This window comes from Pseudomonas sp. StFLB209, from assembly GCF_000829415.1.
GTDB lineage: Bacteria > Pseudomonadota > Gammaproteobacteria > Pseudomonadales > Pseudomonadaceae > Aquipseudomonas.
The window spans coordinates 3493520-3514078 of sequence record NZ_AP014637.1; the positions used below are offsets into that span (position 1 = coordinate 3493520).

General features: G+C 60.3%; 14 protein-coding genes. 8 read left to right on the forward strand and 6 right to left on the reverse strand.

What is annotated here, in order from left to right; translation table 11 throughout:
• Positions 1-45: 45 nt before the first annotated feature.
• Positions 46-1173 (reverse strand): branched-chain amino acid ABC transporter substrate-binding protein, encoded by a 1128-nt coding sequence (locus PSCI_RS15565; protein ID WP_045488522.1) that lies wholly within the window; start codon positions 1171-1173, stop codon positions 46-48.
• Between the two features lie 359 nt (positions 1174-1532).
• On the opposite strand from PSCI_RS15565, the gene PSCI_RS15570 reads away from it, so the two are divergent.
• Positions 1533-1838 (forward strand): DUF2288 domain-containing protein, encoded by a 306-nt coding sequence (locus tag PSCI_RS15570; protein WP_045494410.1) that lies wholly within the window; start codon positions 1533-1535, stop codon positions 1836-1838.
• Positions 1839-1943: 105 nt separating this feature from the next.
• Here PSCI_RS15570 and PSCI_RS15575 read toward each other — a convergent pair whose 3' ends face one another.
• Positions 1944-4259 carry a putative bifunctional diguanylate cyclase/phosphodiesterase gene (locus PSCI_RS15575; RefSeq protein WP_045488524.1) on the reverse strand — a complete coding sequence of 772 codons (2316 nt, stop codon included), beginning with the start codon at positions 4257-4259 and terminating at the stop codon, positions 1944-1946.
• 245 nt (positions 4260-4504) lie between these two features.
• Between PSCI_RS15575 and PSCI_RS15580 the strand changes: the two genes are divergently transcribed.
• A complete protein-coding gene (locus PSCI_RS15580) occupies positions 4505-5842 on the forward strand; it encodes a spinster family MFS transporter (RefSeq protein ID WP_045488526.1) in 1338 nt (445 codons plus the stop codon).
• Positions 5843-5920: 78 nt separating this feature from the next.
• Here PSCI_RS15580 and rapA read toward each other — a convergent pair whose 3' ends face one another.
• Entirely contained in the window at positions 5921-8767 is a 2847-nt protein-coding gene (gene rapA / locus PSCI_RS15585) for an RNA polymerase-associated protein RapA (protein WP_045488528.1), read from the reverse strand.
• A gap of 219 nt (positions 8768-8986) precedes the next feature.
• Between rapA and PSCI_RS15590 the strand changes: the two genes are divergently transcribed.
• The 3 genes from PSCI_RS15590 (at position 8987) to PSCI_RS30200 (ending at position 9867) form a co-directional block, all read left to right on the forward strand.
• Positions 8987-9346 (forward strand): hypothetical protein, encoded by a 360-nt coding sequence (locus PSCI_RS15590; RefSeq protein WP_045488530.1) that lies wholly within the window; start codon positions 8987-8989, stop codon positions 9344-9346.
• A 71-nt stretch (positions 9347-9417) separates the two neighbouring features.
• The gene (locus PSCI_RS29525) at positions 9418-9573 is read left to right on the forward strand and encodes a hypothetical protein (protein ID WP_173426688.1); all 156 of its coding nucleotides are present in this window, start codon (positions 9418-9420) and stop codon (positions 9571-9573) included.
• Positions 9574-9750: 177 nt separating this feature from the next.
• Positions 9751-9867, forward strand: coding sequence for a cytochrome c oxidase subunit CcoM (locus tag PSCI_RS30200; RefSeq protein ID WP_442965448.1), 117 nt, complete (start codon positions 9751-9753; stop codon positions 9865-9867).
• Between the two features lie 264 nt (positions 9868-10131).
• On the opposite strand, the gene PSCI_RS15595 is transcribed toward PSCI_RS30200, so the two are convergent.
• Positions 10132-10602, reverse strand: coding sequence for a MaoC family dehydratase (locus PSCI_RS15595; protein WP_045488532.1), 471 nt, complete (start codon positions 10600-10602; stop codon positions 10132-10134).
• Between the two features lie 33 nt (positions 10603-10635).
• The gene (locus tag PSCI_RS15600; RefSeq protein WP_045488534.1) at positions 10636-11580 is read right to left on the reverse strand and encodes an alpha/beta hydrolase; all 945 of its coding nucleotides are present in this window, start codon (positions 11578-11580) and stop codon (positions 10636-10638) included.
• A gap of 431 nt (positions 11581-12011) precedes the next feature.
• Between PSCI_RS15600 and fadD1 the strand changes: the two genes are divergently transcribed.
• The 3 genes from fadD1 (at position 12012) to PSCI_RS15615 (ending at position 19107) form a co-directional block, all read left to right on the forward strand.
• Positions 12012-13703: a long-chain-fatty-acid--CoA ligase FadD1 gene (gene fadD1 / locus PSCI_RS15605; RefSeq protein WP_045488536.1), complete on the forward strand. Its 1692-nt coding sequence runs from the start codon at positions 12012-12014 to the stop codon at positions 13701-13703.
• 183 nt (positions 13704-13886) lie between these two features.
• The gene (gene hrpA, locus PSCI_RS15610) at positions 13887-17798 is read left to right on the forward strand and encodes an ATP-dependent RNA helicase HrpA (RefSeq protein WP_045488539.1); all 3912 of its coding nucleotides are present in this window, start codon (positions 13887-13889) and stop codon (positions 17796-17798) included.
• Positions 17799-17985: 187 nt separating this feature from the next.
• A complete protein-coding gene (locus tag PSCI_RS15615) occupies positions 17986-19107 on the forward strand; it encodes a beta-ketoacyl-ACP synthase III (RefSeq protein ID WP_045488542.1) in 1122 nt (373 codons plus the stop codon).
• Positions 19108-19236: 129 nt separating this feature from the next.
• Here the strand turns inward: PSCI_RS15615 and PSCI_RS15620 are convergent, their stop codons facing one another.
• On the reverse strand, positions 19237-20511 hold the full coding sequence (locus tag PSCI_RS15620) for a putative porin (RefSeq protein WP_045488546.1): 1275 nt from the start codon (positions 20509-20511) through the stop codon (positions 19237-19239).
• Positions 20512-20559 lie beyond the last annotated feature (48 nt).

Below are 20559 nucleotides of genomic sequence, written 5' to 3' on the forward strand. Positions count from 1 at the left end.
CCACTGCGGTTGCAGTGGGCTCTGGTGTTGATCGAAGGTGTGAAGTTACTTCACAGGGGCTTCGGTCTTGGTGCCGTCTTTGTGCCAGGTGTAGACCACGAACTTGAAGTTCTTCAGGTCGCCCTTGTCGTCGAACGACAGGTCGCCGGTTGGGGTCTTGAAGGTGTTGGCGCGCAGCACGGCCGCTACCTTGTCGGTGTCTTCACTCTTGGCCGTGCCGATCGCTTCGGCAAGGATCTGAACGGCAGCGTAGGACGGGAACACGAACGGACCGCTCGGGTCTTCTTTCTTGGCCTTGAACGCATCGACCAGTGCCTTGTTGGCCGGGTCCTGGTCAAAGGAAGCTGGCAGGGTCACCAGCAGACCTTCGGAAGCGTCCTGGGCGATCTGCGAGATCGACGCGTTACCCACGCCCTCTGGGCCCATGAAACCGGCTTTCAGGCCTTTTTCCTTGGCCTGGCGCAGGATCAGCCCCAGCTCAGGGTGGTAGCCACCGTAGTAGACGAAGTCGACGTTGGCCTGTTTCATTTTGGCGATCAGCGAAGAGAAGTCCTTGTCGCCGGCGTTGATGCCTTCGAACAGGGCGACCTTGACGCCGTCTTTTTCCAGGGTCTGCTTGACCGCGGTGGCGATGCCTTCACCGTATTGCTGCTTGTCGTGGATGACCGCAACGACCTGAGGCTTGACCTGCTTGGCGATGTACTCGCCAGCGGCCGGGCCCTGGGCGCTGTCCAGGCCGATGGTGCGGAACACCAGTTTGTAGCCACGTGCGGTCAGCTCAGGGCTGGTGGCGGCCGGGGTAACCATGATGATGCCTTCGTCTTCGTAGACATCCGAAGCTGGCTGGGCGGAGCTGGAGCACAGGTGACCGATGACGTATTTCACGCCGTCGTTGACCACTTTGTTGGCCACGGCAACGGCTTGCTTGGGATCGCAGGCGTCATCGTATTCGACCGCTTCGAGCTTCTTGCCATCAACGCCGCCTTTGGCATTGAGCTGCTCAATCGCCATCTTGGCGCCACTGAACTGCATGTCGCCGTACTGGGCGACAGCGCCGGTCTTGGGACCCGCAATACCGATCTTGATGGTATCGGCTGCGAACGAATGGCTGGCCACGCCGGCCATTACCAGTGCTGCGAACAGCTTGGAAAGCTTCTTGGTACCCTTGATCATGATGCTCCACTCTTGCGTTGTAATTTTTATAATCCTGACGGCCGAGGCTGCAGGACCGAATTGCTCGATACCGGTCCAGACCACCACGCCAACTGTACCGGCACAGTTTAGAGCGCGGCTGGATCGCTTGAAAAGCTGACTGTTCGAGGCTGAACCGATGTATGTCGCCTGATTGACAGAAACTTATAGAATTTCTCTGTAATTCCGCTTTTTTGGCGCTTAAGGGCGCCCGCTTCATGCAATCGTTTGCCTCAGATCGCGCAATGCGCCGCCCGAAGCGGGGCCGGACCAGTATCGGCGGGTTTTTCTCCGGGGTTGGCAGCGCTATGATTGCGCCGATTTTCCCTTCGGTGAGACCCATGAGCCAAGACCCTAGCACCCTCTATGCCAAACTCCTCGGTGAAACGGCGGTTATCCCCTGGCAGCAATTGCAACCATTCTTTGCAAAGGGTGCCCTGTTGTGGGTCGCACCCGATCTGGATCTGATCGCCGTGGCCGAAGCCATGGCCGAAAACGATGCCGCAAAAATCTCTGCCTGGATGGCCGAAGAGCGCGTCAGCAAGCTCTCTGAAACAAGGGCTCTGGACTTTGTCGAACGTGATCCGCAACTGTGGGCGGTGGTCGTCGCACCTTGGGTTGTGATCCAGGAAAGGGCGCTTGCGTGATTTGCGCACAATAACGGTGCATGGTTTTGCGCCGATTCAGGGAGCTGCTTCATCCATAGGCTGGAAGGGTAGCAAAAGGCTATAACGGCATCCATGTCCGGTACTTCAATCCGACCAGCGCGAGCGTTTGGTACGGGTCGGGCTGTTTTGCGAGTAATGGTCCTGGCTGGCGGGCAGCTCGCTGAACAGGTCGAGTGATCGGGGGGCTTCGGCGTCTTGTTGGCGGACCTGAAGCATCATCGAGGCCGGCCACAGGCTGACGGGATCGCGTTCATTCATCTGCTTGATCATCGGCAGCAGCCGCTCCAGCGGCTGGGGTTTGCTGAACAGATAACCCTGTACGTAATCGCTGGCGTACTGGCTGAGAAAGTCCAGTTGGGCGGGGGTTTCCACGCCTTCGGTGACGACCTTCAGGTGCAGGGTGTGAGCCATGACAATGATTGCGTGGACGATTTCCATGTCCTGGGGTGACTGAGGAATGTCCTGAATGAATGAGCGATCGATCTTCAGGGTGTCCAGCGGCAAGCGTTTGAGATACGCCAGCGAAGAGTAGCCAGTGCCGAAGTCGTCGATCGACAGGGATACACCCATGCTGCGAATGCGCTTGAGCAGCAAAATGGTGTTGCTGATGTTACCCATCAGGGCGTTCTCGGTCACCTCCAGTTCCAGACGCCCTGGGGCGACATTGGCCTGGCGCAGGGCGTCCTCCACTTCATCGGCAAGCTCATCGCGGCTCAGGTTCAGGGCCGAGCAGTTGAACGCGATGATCAGTTTGTCGAAACCGTCCAGGCGCAGCGCGCCCAGATCCTTGCAGGCGCGGCGCATCACCCAGTTGTCCAGCTCCCAGATCAGGCCGTTGGCTTCGGCGATACCAATGAACCGGTCCGGGCTGAGCAAGCCGTGTTGCGGATGCTCCCAGCGCACCAGCGCTTCGAGCTTGGCTACATGTCCGGTACGCAAGTCGATGATCGGCTGATAGAACACCTGCAGGCCGGTTTCTTCGCGCAGTGCGTTACGCAGTTCTTCCTCAAGATGCAGTTCCAGGCTGGCTCGGGTCTTGAGTGCCGGGCTGAAAAAGTGCGCCCGGTTGCGACCGTTGCCTTTGGACTGGTAGAGGGCCAGGTCGGCATTTTTGAGCAGTTCGTCGCTGGTCTCACCATCGCGTGGAAACACCGCGATGCCGATACTGGTGGTCATCACCATGCGTCGGCCGGCCAGGGCGATGGGTTCTTTCATCTTTTGCATGACCCGGTTCGCCAGGTGCCGGGCCTCGTCGTATTCCGGCAGGCTGATCAGAATGCAGAATTCGTCACCACCAAAGCGCGCCACGACATCCTGGGTTCGGGTGGCACTGCGGATCCGCTCGGCAATCACCTTGAGCAATTCGTCACCGGCATCGTGGCCAAGGCTGTCATTGATGCGTTTGAAGTGGTCGATATCGAGAAACATCACCGCCAGCAGAGCGCCGGTTGCACTGTGCTCAATGAGCCGTTCGGTGAACAACTGGTTGAAACCACGACGGTTGACCAGGTTGGTCAACGGATCGTAATGCGCCACTTGCTGCAGCGAGACCCGCGCCTGGTCAAGCTGTCTGAGCAGGGTGTTGACCCGCTCCAGGTCACGCTCCTTGCTCTGCAGTTTCTTGTCGGCCATAGCGGCGCTGATACTGCCGGCAATGATCAGCAGAGTAATGGCGGCAATCGTCATGCCCAGTTGCTGGCCGTTCTCGGTGCTGGGCAATTGCAGTGGCGCGTCCAGCGGCAGCACCAGCTGCAAGGCTTGCATGCCGGTCATGTGCATCGCCAGGATGCCGGCACCCAGCAGCACGCTGGCAGCATAGCGGTACATCTGATGAAACATGCCGCTGCCTTTGCGCAAACGGCGCGGTATAACCAGCAAAGCGCCGCTGGCCATGATGGCGATCAGAATCGACAGGCTGAACAGCTTCGGTTCGTAATACTGCGAGGCATCCGAGCGCATGGCCGCCATGCCGGTGTAGTGCATGGCGCTGATTGCCAGGCCGATCAAGACGGCACTGGCCAGCCAGTTCAGGGCAGTCAGCCCGGGTCGGCTCAGGCTGCGGATCGCCACGTAGCCGGCAAACATTACAAATGAAAGCGATGCCAGGGTAATGCCCAGGTCGAAAGTAATCCTCAGTGGCGCCTCGAACGCGAGCATGCTGATGAAATGCATGGCCCACACCCCGCCGGCAAGGCACAACGCGCCCAGTGCGCGCCAGACCCGCTGGTGACGGCGGGTCTCGACATTGACGGTCCGCTCGGCAATTTCCAGGGTTGCGTAGCAGGCGGCGCAGATGACCCCAAAGGCCAGCGCGACCAGAAAGATGTTATGGCTGCAGTTGAGCAGCAATTGACCCGAATCAGGTACGCCAACGTAGACATGCAAACTCGGCCATTCCATAGCGAGCCCTGTGTGTTCACTGCCGGGGTCGCCATGCAGCGGGGGCAATGGCGCGTCGATACCATTATAGAAGCAGAAAAAAAGCTGCCAGTTCCGTCGAAATTTATTTTGCCAAGCAAGTTGTCTGCCGCCATTCGCCTCAAATGGCCGGTTTCAGTAATGAATGTTTACAGACTATGTCCGAGTGCTTGGCCGGATCGTGACTAGTCTGTGTACCACTCGACTCCCTTCGCAAGGATGCCCGGATGAACAAGCCTCTGTCGGATGTTGCCAATCAGGCCGATAACGCCTGGCGGATATTGTTTCTGTTGTTCCTGGCCAACCTGTTCAACTTTTTTGACCGGGCCATCCCGGCCATCGTGGCCGAGCCGATCCGCAAGGAGTGGTCGCTCAGCGATTTTCAGGTGGGCCTGATGGGCACCGCTTTTACCCTGGTCTACGCGATTGCCGGCTTGCCACTGGGGCGTCTGGCCGATACCGGGTCGCGCAAGACCATCATGGGGGTGGGGCTGGCAGTATGGAGCGGGTTGACGGCCGTGAACGGCATGGTCAGTCATTTCTGGAGCTTTGTGTTGGTGCGCATGGGGGTGGGGATTGGTGAGGCCAGTTATGCGCCGGCCGCCAACTCGCTGATTGGCGATCTGTTCCCGGCTCAGCGCCGGGCGCGGGCCATGGGCATCTTCATGCTTGGCCTGCCGCTCGGGCTGCTGCTGGCATTCTTCACCATCGGCTCAATGGTCAAGGCTTTCGACAGTTGGCGGGCGCCGTTCTTCATCGCTGCGGTACCGGGCTTGATCCTGGCGCTGTTCATGTTCTTCATTCGCGAACCGCGACGTGGTGCCGCCGAAAGCGTGGTGGTCAGCGAAGCGCCGATCGAGCGGCCGATCCGGCGGCTGTTGAGTATCGCCACCTTCCGTTGGCTGGTGCTGGCCGGGTTGGCCTATAACTTCGCGACTTATGCGTGCAACTCGTTCATGGTGCCGATGCTGCAGCGCTACTTTCAGGTGTCCTTGCAGGAAGCAGCGGTCGCGACCGGTGTGATCGTCGGTGTGACCGGCTTGATCGGCCTGACCCTGGGCGGCGTAGTGGCCGACAAATTACATGAGCGCTCGCTCAACGGTCGGTTGTTGTTCGCCGCATTCAGCATGCTGGTGGCAACGCTGGCCACTGCCTATGCCTTGCATGCCGGGCTGGTGGCGATCAGCCTGTTCGTGGCGGTGTTCAGCCTGGGCTGGCTGTTTGCCTATAACTTCTATACCTGTGTCTACCCGGCGATTCAGGACGTGGTCGAGCCGCGCTTGCGCGCAACGGCCATGGCGGTGTTCTTTGCCGGGTTGTATTTGCTGGGTGGTGGCCTGGGGCCGGTGGTGGTGGGGCTGCTGTCCGATCATTTTGCCCAGCAGGCAATGCTCGCCGCAGGCGCAGGCGAAATGACCGAAGTGTTCAAGGCTGTAGGGCTGCACGGGGCCATGTACCTGATCCCGGTGGCGTTGCTGGCGACCCTGATCTTTCTGCTGTTGGCCACTGGCAGCTTTGGCCGGGATGCCGAAGCGATGAAGGTGCGGATGCAGGCGGGGTTATAGAGCTGTTGTTGGTGTTCGCGGCTCAAGCCGCTCCTACAGAGCGTAGGAGCGGCTTCAGCCGCGAAGATGCAGCGTCGATCAACCCGCTACCAGCACCCGAATCGACTCCAGGCGCAGCGCGGCTTTATCCAGCATCGCCAGGCCTTTCTCGCGTAAATCGCGCAAGGCTTCCAGCTCACTCTCGCGCACGGTCGGGTTGACTGCGCGCAGGGCGGTCAGGCGCGCCAGCTCTTCATCGGTGTCGGCAGCCAGACGGCGTTGTGCCTCGGCGACCCGCTCGGCGTGGCGCGGTGCGACCTTGGCTTCGCCGGAGTTGATCTTCGGCGTCAGCACATCGCGCTGGGCCTGGATGAACTTGTTGGCACTGGCCTTGGGTACGCTTTCGAGCTGATCGTTGAGGGTGTTGAACGACACCCGGCCCGACAGGTCGTTGCCGTTGCCGTCCAGCAGGCAGCGCAAGGCGGCCGGTGGCAGGTAGCGGCCCAGTTGCAGGGCGCGCGGGGCGACCACTTCGCTGACGTAGATCAGTTCCAGCAGCACAGTGCCGGGCTTGAGCGCCTTGTTCTTGATCAGGGCCACTGCGGTGTTGCCCATTGAACCGGACAGCACAAGGTCCATGCCGCCCTGCACCATGGGGTGTTCCCAGGTGATGAACTGCATGTCTTCGCGGCTCAGCGCCTGATTGCGGTCATAGGTGATGGTCACGCCTTCGTCGTCGCCAAGCGGGAAGCTGGCATCGAGCATCTTCTCGCTGGGCCTGAGGATCAGGGCGTTCTCTGAATGGTCCTCGCTGTCGATACCAAAGGCATTGAACAGGGTTTCCATATAAATAGGCAGGGTGAACTGATCGTCCTGCTCCAGGATCGCCTCGACCAGCGCCTCACCTTCGCCGGCACCGCCGGAGTTGAGTTCCAGCAGTCGGTCACGGCCGCTATGCAGCTCGCCTTCGAGGCGCTCACGCTCGGTGCGCGCCTCGTCGATCAGGGCTTGCCATTGATCGTCGTCGCCGCCTTCGAGTTGCGCCAGCAGGCGCGGGCCGAACTGGTGCTGCAAGGCGTTGCCGGTCGGGCAGGTATTGAGGAAGGCATTGAGTGCTTCGTGATACCACTGGAACAGCCGCGCCTGCGGGCTGGTTTCCAGATAGGGCACGTGCAGTTCGATGGTGTGCTTCTGGCCGATCCGGTCCAGACGGCCGATGCGCTGCTCCAGCAGGTCCGGGTGCGAGGGCAGGTCGAACAGCACCAGGTGGTGAGCGAACTGGAAGTTGCGACCCTCACTGCCGATTTCCGAACAGATCAGCACCTGGGCGCCGAACTCTTCATCGGCGAAGTAAGCCGCGGCGCGGTCACGCTCCAGGATGTTCATGCCCTCATGGAACACCGTGGCCGGGATGCCTGAACGCACGCGCAAGGCGTCTTCCAGGTCCATGGCGGTCTCGGCGTGGGCGCAGATCACCAGCACTTTGGTGCGTTTGAGCATCTTCAGGGTGTCGATCAGCCACTCGACACGCGGGTCGAAGCGCCACCAGCGGTTCTCGTCGCCGTCTTCGGCCTGGGTCTGGAAGCTGACTTCCGGATACAGCTCGGCATGTTCGCCCAGCGGCAGCTCCATGTACTCCACCGGGTTGCGCAGCGGGTAGGGGTGCAATTGACGCTGAGGAAAACCTTGTACAGCGGCACGGGTGTTACGGAACAGCACCCGGCCGGTGCCATGGCGGTCCAGCAGTTCGCGCACCAGGCGTGCCTTGGCTTCTTCATCGCCCTTATTGACAGCGCTGATCAGGGTTTCGCCTTCGGCACCGAGCAAGCCCTGGATGGTCTGGGTTGCAGGGGCGGACAGTTTGCCCTGATCCAGCAGTTGCTGAACCGCCTCGGCCACCGGGCGATAGTGTTCGCTCTCGGTGCGGAAGGCAGCCAGGTCGTGGAAACGATGCGGGTCGAGCAGGCGCAGGCGGGCGAAGTGGCTGTCCTGGCCCAGTTGCTCCGGGGTTGCGGTCAGCAGCAGCACACCGGGGATGACTTCAGCCAGTTGCTCGACCAGCGAGTATTCGCGGCTGGCCTTGTCTTCATGCCAGACCAGGTGGTGGGCTTCGTCGACCACCATCAGGTCCCAGCCAGCGGCAAACAGCGCGTCCTGGGCTTTTTCGTCTTCGACCAGCCACTCCAGGGCAACCAGCGCCAATTGGGTGTCTTCGAACGGATTGCCGGCATCGCTTTCGATGAAGCGTTCGCTGTCAAACAGCGCAACCTGCAGGTTGAAGCGGCGACGCATTTCCACCAGCCACTGGTGCTGGAGGTTTTCAGGTACCAGGATCAGCACCCGGCTGGCGCGGCCGGAGAGCAACTGGCGGTGGATCACCAGGCCGGCTTCGATGGTCTTGCCCAGACCCACTTCGTCAGCCAGCAGAACCCGTGGTGCGATACGGTCAGCGACCTCGCGGGCAATGTGCAACTGGTGGGCGATCGGTTGTGCGCGCACCCCGCCCAGGCCCCACAACGAGGACTGCAACTGGCGGCTGGTATGTTCCAGCGTGTTGTAGCGCAGCGAGAACCAGGCCAGCGGGTCGATCTGCCCGGCGAACAGGCGGTCGGTGGCCAGCCGGAACTGGATGAAATTCGACAGCTGCGTCTCTGGCAGTGTCACCAGCTCGTTTTGGCTGTTGAAGCCGTGATAGACCAGCAGGCCGTCGACATCGTCGACTTCGCGGACCGTCATCTTCCAGTTTTCGAAATGGGTGATGACATCGCCCGGCGAGAATCGCACACGGGTCAATGGAGCGTTACGCAGAGCATACTGGCGGGTCTCGCCAGTGGCCGGGTAGAGCACGGTCAATAAGCGGCCATCCTGTGCCAGAACGGTGCCTAATCCCAGCTCGGCTTCGCTGTCGCTGATCCAGCGTTGCCCCGGTTGATACTGCTGCGCCATGCTGCGTGTCTCCGCGATGAAAAAAGCCGGCTATGGTAACGCAAGCGAACCCTCATGACCAAAGACGGTGAAGAAAAAACGACGCCTTTGGCCCCGTATTTACGGGTGTCTTGCTGCCTGCCGGCACTTATTGCAGAAAACATAGTCGAAAAGCTTCGAACCAAAGCATTAAAGACGACGAAAAGGCCGCCGACAGCCTAAGTAGAGGAGGGCACAATCATGTTGCAACCAATGCTGCCATTAAGTGTGGTGCCTGTGACCTCGCAAATGGACCCTGCCAAGCGCCTGCCAGAGGTTCCCCCCGTCGCGCCGGTGCAACCGAGCTCCAGCGAGAGCACCATTGATCTGCGCCACGAAGATGCCGAGCGTGCAGCGTTGCGCCTGCGTGAAGAGCAAGAGCGCCAGCAGCGCCAGCAACGCGGTGAGCCCCCGATAGAGTTCGAAGAAGAAGCCGAGCAAATAGAAGCCGGGCAACTGGCCGTTCCGGGTGATTCGCTCAACGCCGACAATACAGTGCCGGTGGTGCCGCTGATCGACAACGAGCCGCGTCAGGGTCTTTGGGTGGATGTCGAGGTCTGATCCGGGCTTGTCCGGCTACCGGTTATTGCGCATCATCGCGGTTGAGCCCGCCCGTTCGAGAACCCAGCGCCATGAGCGATGAAAGCAAGCTGATCGATTTAGGTGCCGAGCGCGCCAAGCGCATCCACGACATCAACGACAAACGCCTGGACGACATGCGTAAAGCCTTCGAGCACGCCATGCCGCTGACCAGCAAAAAGCCAAAGAAAAAGCCCAAAAAACGCTGAAGTATCAAGCGCCCCCGGCAATCGGAGGCGCTGCTGCACGCAGGCTGGCTGTCGTCAGCCCGAAAAAACTCTCCATCATTGTGCGCACTGGCCGGATCACTGATCCAGGTCAATGCCTGCCCGTACGCCGGGGATTAATCTAACCCCATCGAACAGCAGCAACCGGAGCAAGCCACCATGTTTTTTCTGGACAACCCACAGACCGTCGTAACCGTGGCCTACGTCAGCGCCAGCATGCTGACCCTGTTCTTCATCAGCATGGGCCTCTTCCTCTGGAAAGACTCGCAGCACTAAGAGTTGCAGCTTTTCACAACGAGCACGCAAGGCATTTTGGGCGACTTCGGTCGCCCATTTTTTTTGCGTGCAGGATGTGTGATCCAAGCCGCTGTTTAGCTTCTGCTCTTCGAACCGAGACATCACAGACGCCGCCGGATGAGACAATTGGCGCCGGAGGGAACCCCGCCTCCAAGGGCGGGGCGAAACCCGCAGTCCAGTCAACCGCGACAATGATCCTTACACCTAACTCCGTCGTTCGTGGATTAAGGCAGGCGAAAAAACTCAGCCAAAAGTAATCTCAGGCAACACCGTCAACTCAACACTCTGCTGCTTGCGCGGTGCCAGAATCTCCGCTTCACCATCGACCACCAACTCATCATTCTGGTTAAACACACGAGTAGCAATCCGCACCCGGAATTTAGGCAGCTTTTCGAGGATTTCCAGGCGTACAGTCAAGGTGTCACCCAGCTTCACAGGCTTCTGAAAACTCATGGTCTGGCCAATGTAGATAGTGCCCGGCCCAGGCAGCTCGCACGCCACCGCCGCACTGATCAGCGCGCCACTGAACATACCGTGGGCAATACGCTCCTTGAACATGGTCTTGGCCGCATACTCGGCATCCAGGTGCACCGGGTTATGGTCGCCAGACATGGCAGCGAACAGTTGAATATCGCGTTCTTCGACGGTTTTGCTGTAGCTGGCAGTCTGGCCGACTTCGAGAGCCTCGTAGGGCGTATTGGTGACTTGAGTCATGCGGTTTTCCTGATAATTGAAAAAACGGGCGATTCATTCAGCCCGGTGCGGGCGCGGTTGTTCGAGGGCGAAGTTCAGCCATTCGAGCAGGTCACGCGTCACCTCATCACGGTTTGTTTCATTGAACAGCTCATGCCGAGCGTCGGGGTACAGTTTAAGCCTTAATGCACTGTGGCCCACCTCAGACAGCGCATGAGTGAGATGTTTCAGACGCTTGCCATCGCTGACCGGATCACATCCGCCGCCAATAATCAGCAGTGGCAGGCCAGGGTCAATCTGCGCCAGTGCGGTGGGCTTGCTGATTTTTTGCAGGCCACCGAGCAGGTCCATCCATAACTGGTTAGTGCAATGGAAGCCGCAAAGCGGGTCGCGCAGGTAATTGTCGACCTCCAGCGGGTCGCGGCTCAGCCAGTCGAAACGGGTGCGTGCCGGCTTGAAGCGTTTATTGAAGGTGCCGAAGGACAGCCGGTCGATCAATGCGCTGCGCCCCTGCTTGCCTTGGCGCAAACGCTCCAGCCGAGCGATCAGCCGGGCCGCCCGGTACAGGGCTGCAGGCTGGTAGTTCGAGCCACTGAGGATCGCCCCCTGCAAGCTGGCGCCATGATGCATCAGCCAGGCCTGGGCGATGTAGCTGCCCATGCTGTGGCCCAGCAAGAACAGCGGCAATTGCGGATGACGTTCATCGATGGTCTGCGCCAGCGTTGCCAGATCGCCAACCACCTTGCTCCAGCCTTGCTGTTGGGCGAAGTGGCCCAGCGTGCCTTGCGCAGCGGTCTTGCCATGGCCGCGCTGGTCATGGGCATACAGGGCGATGCCGGCCTCGCTCAGCGCGGCGCCGAGCCGGGCATAGCGGCCTGCATGTTCTGCCATGCCATGAGCAAGCATCAGCACCGCCCGAGGTTCGTCGTCGGGTAACCAGGCATACACGTACAGGCGGGTATGATCGGTGGCATCGAGCCAGAAGGAATGTTGCTGCATGGCACTTACCTGCACAGTGCGAGATAGGAATGAGTGTATACCGAGGGCTCGGTTACGGTCGGATTGCGTGGGTTAATGGTGTAAGGCGTGGATGCTGACGGGGGATTATTTCTCAACGTGTTGTGTATGAAATTTCCGTCAATAATGTGGGACTGAGATGTCGGGGTTTTCGGCAGGGAAAGTGAAGGCGGGCCTGGATTGATCGAGACAGAATTCGCGGGCTGGAGCAAAAATCAAAGATGTGACTAAATTTTACATTTCAGTCGCATTTGTGACCGCAAGTGCCATCTTTGCCTCTAGGCGCTATTTGGCAAAACTGCTAATCTCGGGCCGTTTTTTGACGCTAAAACGTGAATCGCATAACTCTAATTACGTTCACTCGGCATCGCAGCGCGCGATGTGGAATTCGCTATCGCTAGGAGCAGGCCTGCATGATCGAAACCTTCTGGAAGGATAAATACCCGGCCGGTGTGGCAGCCGAGATCAACCCCGACGAGTATCCGAATGTCCAGAGCGTGCTGAAGCAGTCCTGCCAGCGTTTCGCCGACAAACCTGCTTTCAGTAACCTGGGCAAGACCCTCACTTACGGCGACCTCTACGAATTGTCCGGCGCCTTTGCCGCCTGGATCCAGCAGCATACCGACCTCAAGCCTGGCGATCGCATCGCCGTGCAATTGCCCAATGTCCTGCAATACCCGGTAGCCGTATTCGGGGCCATGCGTGCCGGGCTGATCGTGGTCAATACCAACCCGCTGTACACCGCGCGGGAGATGGAACACCAGTTCAACGACTCCGGAGCCAAAGCCTTGCTGTGCCTGGCCAACATGGCGCATCTGGCAGAAAAGGTACTGCCCAAGACCCAGGTGCGTCATGTGATCATCACGGAGGTGGCAGACTTGTTGCCGCCGCTCAAGCGTCTGTTGATCAACAGCGTCATCAAGTACGTAAAGAAGATGGTCCCGGCCTACAACCTGCCGCAGGCCGTGCGCTTCAACGACGTTTTGGCCAAGGGACGGGGCCGTTCGGTCAATGAAGCTTCGCCGGCCAGCGATGATGTGGCGGTACTGCAATACACCGGTGGTACCACCGGGGTGGCCAAGGGGGCGATGCTGACCCACCGCAACCTGATCGCCAACATGCTGCAATGCCGCGAGCTGATGGGTTCGAACCTCAATGAAGGCTGCGAGGTTCTTATCACCCCGTTGCCGCTGTATCACATCTATGCGTTTACCTTTCATTGCATGGCAATGATGCGCTGTGGCAATCACAACGTCCTGATCACCAATCCGCGCGACTTGCCGGCGATGGTCAAGGAACTGTCGAAATGGAAGTTCAGCGGTTTCGTCGGCCTCAATACCCTGTTTGTGGCCCTGTGCAATAACCAGGACTTCCGCAACCTGGACTTCTCCGCCCTCAAGGTCACGTTGTCGGGGGGCATGGCCTTGCAGCAGGCTGTTGCCGAACGCTGGAAAGAGGTTACCCATTGCCCGATCTGTGAAGGCTACGGCATGACTGAAACCAGCCCGGTGGCCACCGTCAACCCGATCCAGAACATCCAGATGGGCACCATCGGCATCCCGGTGCCGTCGACCCTGTGCAAGGTGATCGACGATGCAGGCAACGAGCTGCCGTTTGGCGAGGTCGGTGAGCTGTGCGTCAAAGGTCCGCAGGTGATGAAGGGCTACTGGCAGCGCCAGGAAGCCACCGAGGAGATCCTCGACGCCGAAGGCTGGTTGAAAACCGGCGATATCGCGGTTATCCAGCCGGACGGCTACCTGCGCATCGTTGACCGCAAGAAAGACATGATCCTGATCTCCGGTTTCAACGTGTACCCCAATGAACTGGAAGACGTGCTGGCAACCCTGCCGGGCGTATTGCAGTGTGCGGCCATCGGTATCCCGGACGAGAAATCAGGCGAGTCGATCAAGGTCTTCGTGGTGGTCAAGCCGGGCATGACCCTGACCAAGGATCAGGTCATGGAGCACATGCGGGCCAACCTGACCGGTTACAAGGTGCCGCGTGCGGTTGAGTTCCGCGACGCGTTGCCGACTACCAACGTCGGCAAGATCCTGCGCCGTGAGCTGCGTGACGAAGAACTCAAGAAACTCGGCGTCAAGAAGTAACCCCGTTAGCCCTGTAGGAGCGGCTTTAGCCGCGAATTCTTTTTTTTTAGCCGCGAATTCTTCGGTCTTCGCAGCTAAAGCAGCTCTTACAAGCCCCGGCCGTTCCCGCAGCCATCCCCCTATCTGCATCAAATCTGCGACAATCCCCGCTTTGCCCCCTTTCGAAAAGACCCTGCGCAGCTGATGACCGCCGAATCGCCTCCTATCGACCAATTGTTGAAAAAACTCGATCACGTCGAAACCCGCGAGCGGCATCGCTTGCGGCGGCAGATTCATGAGTTGCGCAAGCACCCCGACGAAGTGAAGCTGGCGCAGTGGGTCGAGCGTTTGCAGGCGTCCTGTGCGCGGGTCGAGTCGCGCCAGCGCAGTGTGCCGGCGATTCGTTACGACGATAACCTGCCCATCGCGGCCAAGCGCGACGAGATCAAGGCCGCACTGCTCGAGCATCAGGTGCTGATCATTGCCGGTGAAACCGGCTCGGGCAAGACCACCCAGTTGCCGAAGATCTGCCTGGAGATCGGTCGCGGTCAGCATGGCCTGATCGGCCATACCCAGCCACGCCGGATCGCGGCGCGCAGTGTTGCCAGCCGCGTGGCCGAAGAGCTGGGCACACCGCTGGGCGCGCTGGTGGGCTATCAGGTGCGCTTTGAAGATCAGAGCGACGAAAGCACCCTGATCAAGCTGATGACCGATGGCATCCTGCTGGCCGAGACCCAGCATGACCGCTTTCTTGAGCGTTACGACACAATCATTGTCGACGAGGCCCACGAGCGCAGCCTGAACATCGACTTCTTGCTCGGCTTTCTCAAGACCCTGTTGCCGCGTCGCCCGGACCTGAAGGTCATCATCACCTCCGCGACCATCGACCTGCAGCGCTTTTCGGAGCATTTCAACGACGCGCCGATCATCGAGGTTTCCGGGCGCACCTTCCCGGTCGAAACCTGGTACCGGCCGTTGACCAGCGAGCAGGACGAAGAAGGCAACAGCGTCGAGGAAGACCTGACTGTCGATCAGGCGATCCTCGCGACGCTTGACGAGTTGGCCGAGCTGGAACGTCGCGAGCGCAAGACGCCCGGCGACGTGCTGGTGTTTTTGCCGGGTGAGCGCGAGATTCGTGACGCTGCCGAGGTGCTGCGCAAGGCGCAACTGCGCCACACCGAAATCCTGCCGCTGTATGCGCGGCTGTCACCGGCCGAGCAGCAACGGATCTTCCAGTCGCATCCGGGTCGTCGTGTGGTGCTGGCCACCAACGTGGCGGAAACGTCCCTGACCGTGCCGGGCATTCGCTATGTGATCGACATCGGCACTGCACGCATCAGCCGCTACAGCTACCGCGCCAAGGTCCAGCGCCTGCCTATCGAGGCGGTGTCCCAGGCCAGTGCCAACCAGCGCAAGGGGCGCTGTGGCCGGGTCGAGCCAGGGATCTGCATCCGTCTGTACAGCGAAGAAGATTTCCTGTCGCGGCCGGAATTTACCGACCCGGAAATTCTGCGCACCAACCTGGCGGCGGTGATTCTGCAGATGCTTCATCTGCGTCTGGGCGATATCAGCGCATTCCCGTTCATCGAGCCGCCGGATGGCAAGGCGGTCAGTGATGGTTTCAACCTGTTGCAGGAGCTGTCAGCGGTCAACCGCGAGAACCAGCTCACGCCGTTGGGCCGTCAACTGGCACGCCTGCCGGTGGACCCGCGAATGGGCCGGATGCTGCTTGAAGCAGCGAAACAGGGCAGCTTGCAGGAAGTGCTGATCGTCGCCAGTGCGCTGTCGGTGCAGGATGTGCGTGAGCGTCCGCCCGAGCGTCAGCAGGCCGCCGATCAGGCCCATGCGCAATGGAAAGACGCCGATTCCGACTTCGCTGCGCTGGTCAACCTGTGGCGCGGTTTTGAAGAGCAGCGCCAGGCGCTGACGTCCAGCCCGCTGCGTAACTGGTGCCGGCGCAACTTCCTCAATTACCTGCGCTTGCGCGAGTGGCGCGACGCACACCGGCAACTGACCCTGATCTGCCGCGAACTCAAGCTGCCGATCAACCCGGAGCCGGCTGATTATCCGAAATTCCACAAGGCGATTCTCTCCGGCCTGCTGAGCCAGATCGGCCAGAAGACCGAAGAGGGCGATTACCTCGGTGCCCGGCAACGGCGCTTCTGGATTCACCCTTCATCGGGCCTTGGGCGTAAACGGCCACAGTGGGTGATGGCTGCCGAACTGGTGGAAACTACCAAGCTGTACGCGCGTATGGTAGCCAAGGTCGACGTCGACTGGATCGAGCCGCTGGCCGGGCATCTGATCAAGAAAAACCACTTCGAGCCGCACTGGGAGAAAAAGCGCGGGCAAGTGGTGGCGTTTGAGCAGATCACCCTGTACGGCCTGATTGTGGTCGGCCGCCGTCCAGTGCACTACGGGCCTATCGACCCGGTGGTGTCGCGCGAGCTGTTCATTCGCGAAGCTTTGGTGCGCGGCGATATCAACTCGCGGGCCAAGTGCCTGAGCGCCAATGCGCGGTTGCTCGAACAGCTCGACGAACTCGAAGCCAAGACCCGGCGCCGTGACATTCTTGCCGACGAAGAAACCCTGTACGGCTTCTACGAGGCGCGCCTGCCTGCGGAAATTCATCAGACGGCGACCTTTGACAGCTGGTATCGCATGGGCAGTCAGAAGGACGCGAACCTGCTGATCATGCGCGAAGAAGACGTACTGGCCCGCGAGGCCAAGGAAGTCACGGCCGCGCAGTACCCCGACAGCCTGCGCCTCGGTGAACTGACCCTGCCGCTGAGTTATCACTTCGAGCCTAACCATCCACGCGACGGCGTCACCCTGCGTGCGCCTGCACCTCTGCTGTTGTCGCTGCCGGCCGAGCGCCTGGAGTGGCTGGTGCCGGGTCTGCTGGAAGCCAAGTGCATTGCCCTGGTGCGCAACCTGCCCAAGGCGATCCGCAAAAACTTCGTGCCGGTGCCGGACTTCATCAAGGCCGCTTTGCAGCGCATCAGTTTTGGCGAGGGGTCGCTGCCTGAGGCGCTGGGCCGTGAGTTGCTGCGCATGACCGGCGCCCGGGTGCCGGACGAAGCCTGGATTGAAGCTGCCGAACAGCTCGAAGGGCATCTGAAGATGAACCTGGAGGTGGTCGACGGTAATGGCAAGTTTCTCGGCGAAGGGCGTGATCTGGATACCCTGACCGCCCGCTTTGCCGAAGCCGGCCAGGCCGCCCTGGCGGTGCCGCAGACTGCCAAAAGCCAGCAGCCAGTTGAAGCCAAGGGCTTCGCCAAGGTCGATGAAAAGACCCAGCACAAGGTCGCCGGGCTGTCGATGACGGTGTATCCGGCACTGGTCGAAGAGGGCGGCAACGTCAAGGAAGGCCGCTTTTCGACCCAGGCCGAGGCCGACTACCAGCACCGCCGTGCTTTGCAGCGCTTGTTGTTGCAGCAACTGGGCGATACCGCCAAATTCTTGCGCGGCAAGCTGCCGGGGCAAACTGAACTGGCCCTGCTGCACCGTGACCTGGGCCGTGTCGAGGCGCTGATCGAAGACATTCTGCTGGCCAGCCTGGACAGCTGTGTGCTTGAAGGCGAAGCCAATCTGCCGCGTGACGGCGCCGGGCTGTTGTCGCTGGCCGAGCGCAAGCGCGGCGAGTGGGCCGAGCATGCCGAGCGGCTGGCGCGCCTGACTCTGGAAATCCTCAAGCTATGGCACGGTCTGCAGAAAAGCTTCAAGGGCAAGATCGACCTGGCCCGAGCCGTGGCACTCAACGATGTCAAGGCGCAACTGGGCCGGTTGGTCTACCCAGGCTTTGTCCGCGAGACGCCGGCGCAGTGGTTCAAGGAATTGCCGCGCTACCTCAAGGCCATCGAACTGCGTCTGGAGAAACTCCCGGGCCAGTTGCAGAAGGACCGGGTGTGGAGCATCGAACTGGGCGAGTTGTGGGCGCAGTACCAGGCCCGCGCCGACAAACATGCCCAGGAAGGCAAGCGTGACCCGGAACTGACCACCTGGCGCTGGTGGCTGGAAGAGTACCGCGTCTCGCTGTTCGCCCAGCAGCTCGGCACCCGCATTCCGGTCTCCGACAAACGCCTGAGCAAACAGTGGAGTCAGGTGCAAGGCTAAACGCTGGTAGGAGCGGCCGCGATAGCTCGCAGCCGGGGCGCTGTGGCACACTTCACGCCTTGCGTGCTATTGCCGTGGTGCCCTGCTGACGTCCATTGAGCGCCGTGGGTATTCGCGCTACGCCAGCAAGTTGGTACGCTGGTGCCATTAAGGCCAGCAAGACCCATAATCCAAGAGAGGAACGACCGTGCATAACGTCGTCATCAGCGGCACTGGCCTGTATACCCCGGCCCACAGCATCTCCAATGAAGAGCTGGTGCAATCCTTCAATACCTGGGTGACCCGATTCAACACGGACAACGCGGCAGCCATCGAGCGCGGTGAAGTCCAGGCACAAGCGCCTTCCGATGCGGCGTTCATCGAGAAAGCCTCGGGCATCAAAAGCCGTTTCGTGATGGACAAGCAGGGCATTCTCGACCCGCAACGCATGAAGCCGCTGCTGGCCGAGCGCAGCAACGACGAGCCGTCGATTCTCTGTGAAATGGGCGTGGCGGCAGCGCGCCAGGCGCTGGAGCGCGCGGGCAAAACCGTAGCGGATGTCGACGGGGTAATCGTCGCCTGTTCCAACCTGCAGCGGGCATACCCGGCGATTTCCATCGAGATTCAGGCGGCTCTGGGGATCGAGGGTTACGGTTTTGACATGAACGTAGCCTGTTCTTCAGCCACCTTCGGTATTCAAAACGCCTACAACAGCGTGCATCTGGGCCAGGCTCGGGCGTTGCTGGTGATCAACCCGGAAATCTGTACCGCGCACCTGAATTTCCGCGACCGCGACAGCCACTTCATCTTCGGCGATGCCGCCACTGCTGTGCTGGTGGAACGCGCCGACCTGGCTACCTCGGCGCACCAGTTCGAGATTGTCGGCACCCGTTTGCTGACTCAGTTCTCCAACAACATCCGCAACAACTTCGGCTTCCTCAACCGCACTGCCGAAGAGGGCAACGATGCGTGGGACAAGCTGTTCGTGCAGGAAGGCCGCAAAGTGTTCCGTGAGGTGTGCCCCATGGTCGCGCAGCTGATCGGCAGCCATCTGCAGGACAACGGCCTGAACGTCGCTGACGTGCAGCGCTTCTGGCTGCATCAGGCCAACCTGAGCATGAACCAGTTGATCGTCAAGAAGCTGCTGGGGCGTGATGCCAGCAGTGAAGAAGCGCCGGTGATTCTCGATCGCTACGCCAACACCAGTTCGGCTGGTTCAGTGATCGCCTTCCATAGCCATCAGGATGATTTGCCGCAAGGCGCACTGGGTGTGCTTAGCTCGTTCGGTGCAGGCTATTCGATTGGCAGTGTGATCCTGCGCAAACGCTGATCCACCGCACCAGGCACAAAAAAACCGGGCGTTCAGGGTATCGTCGGATGATGGGGAACGATACTCAAACGCCCGGTTTAGCACACTCGGGTTGGGCCTCTGGCTGTGCCAGAGGCCCGCTACAGCAGATTAGAACTTGACTTCGGCGTCCAGCTGCAGGACGTCAACGTCTTTGTCGCGGCCAGCACGGCTGGCGAAGTCAGCTTCGGCCATCAGGTAGGTCGCGCCCAGCGAGAAGTTCTTGTCGATTTCGTAACCGACCTTGAACTTGTGGCCGCGCGAACCGGTGGTGCCGTTGGCGAAGTCGGAGTCGGTGAAGGCACCGACTACAGCGTTACGCTGCACGTCGCGGTAGTTGTAGTCCAGGCTGAAGCCGAATGCCTTGGTCTTCACACCGGCCAGCCAGGCAGTATCGTGACCGTCGGTGGACTCGTCGTTGACCACGTACTGACCGTACAGGCCCAGTGGCACGGCCAGGCCGCTGATGTCGATCTGACCGAAACCTTCGTACAGACGGAACTCTTCTGTAGTGTTGCCGTTCACCCGCAGCGCGCAAGGGGTGGTGGTGGCAGTGCCACAGGCGCTATCAGTGTCGTTGTCGAAGCCGTAGACGCTACCGCCCAGAGTGACTTTCAGGTTGTCCAGCGGGGCGAATTTGACACCGGCCTGGCCAGCGTACAGGCGCAGGTCGTTCTTGAACTCGACGCCGTTGCCGTCCACGTTGTCTTTGAGGGTGTAGTGACCGGCGCTGGTGAACAGCTCGGTCTTGCCTGCCAGTGGCAGCTTGTAGGTCAGGGCCAGACCTTCGGGGTTGATGTCGCTATCCCAGATCACGTCGCCCATGCTCACCCATGGCTGGTTCATCTTGCCGCCGATGATCGACAGGCCGTTGATGGCGTCCGGGTGGTAGTCGATGTAAGCCAGGTCCAGCCAGATGGATTTCTTCGAGAAGTAGCCGTCCAGGTCCTGGTTGGTCGAGCGCGCATCGTTGCCGCCGCCGGTGGCGATACGGATACCGCTGTTAACCTGCGGGTTGATTTCGGTGTAGGCACCCAGGCGGGCACGGATACGCTGACGATCCTTGTCGCGGCCGCCGTTGTCGGCTTCGCCAGCGATGTCGATGTTTTCCTGACGCACACGTACGTCGCCTTTGATCTGCGTCTTGGCAGCCCATGCAACTTTCTTCTCGAAATCGCTCTGCGCAGCAGCAGACTTGGTGGCAGCAGCTTGTTGCTCCTTGGCCAGGTCAGCTTGCAGCTCAGCGTGCTGGGCAGTGCTGATCGAGCCGTTTGCCTTCAGCATGTCGAGCAGTTTGGCGTCGACTGCGGCACTGGCCGGAACGCTCATGGCCAATACCAGACCGCCACACAGGGCTGCCGCAGTACGAGTAGAAACAGGACGCATAAATATCTCCGAGGCTGGGTGCGCCGGCGGCTGCCATGGCGCAGGACA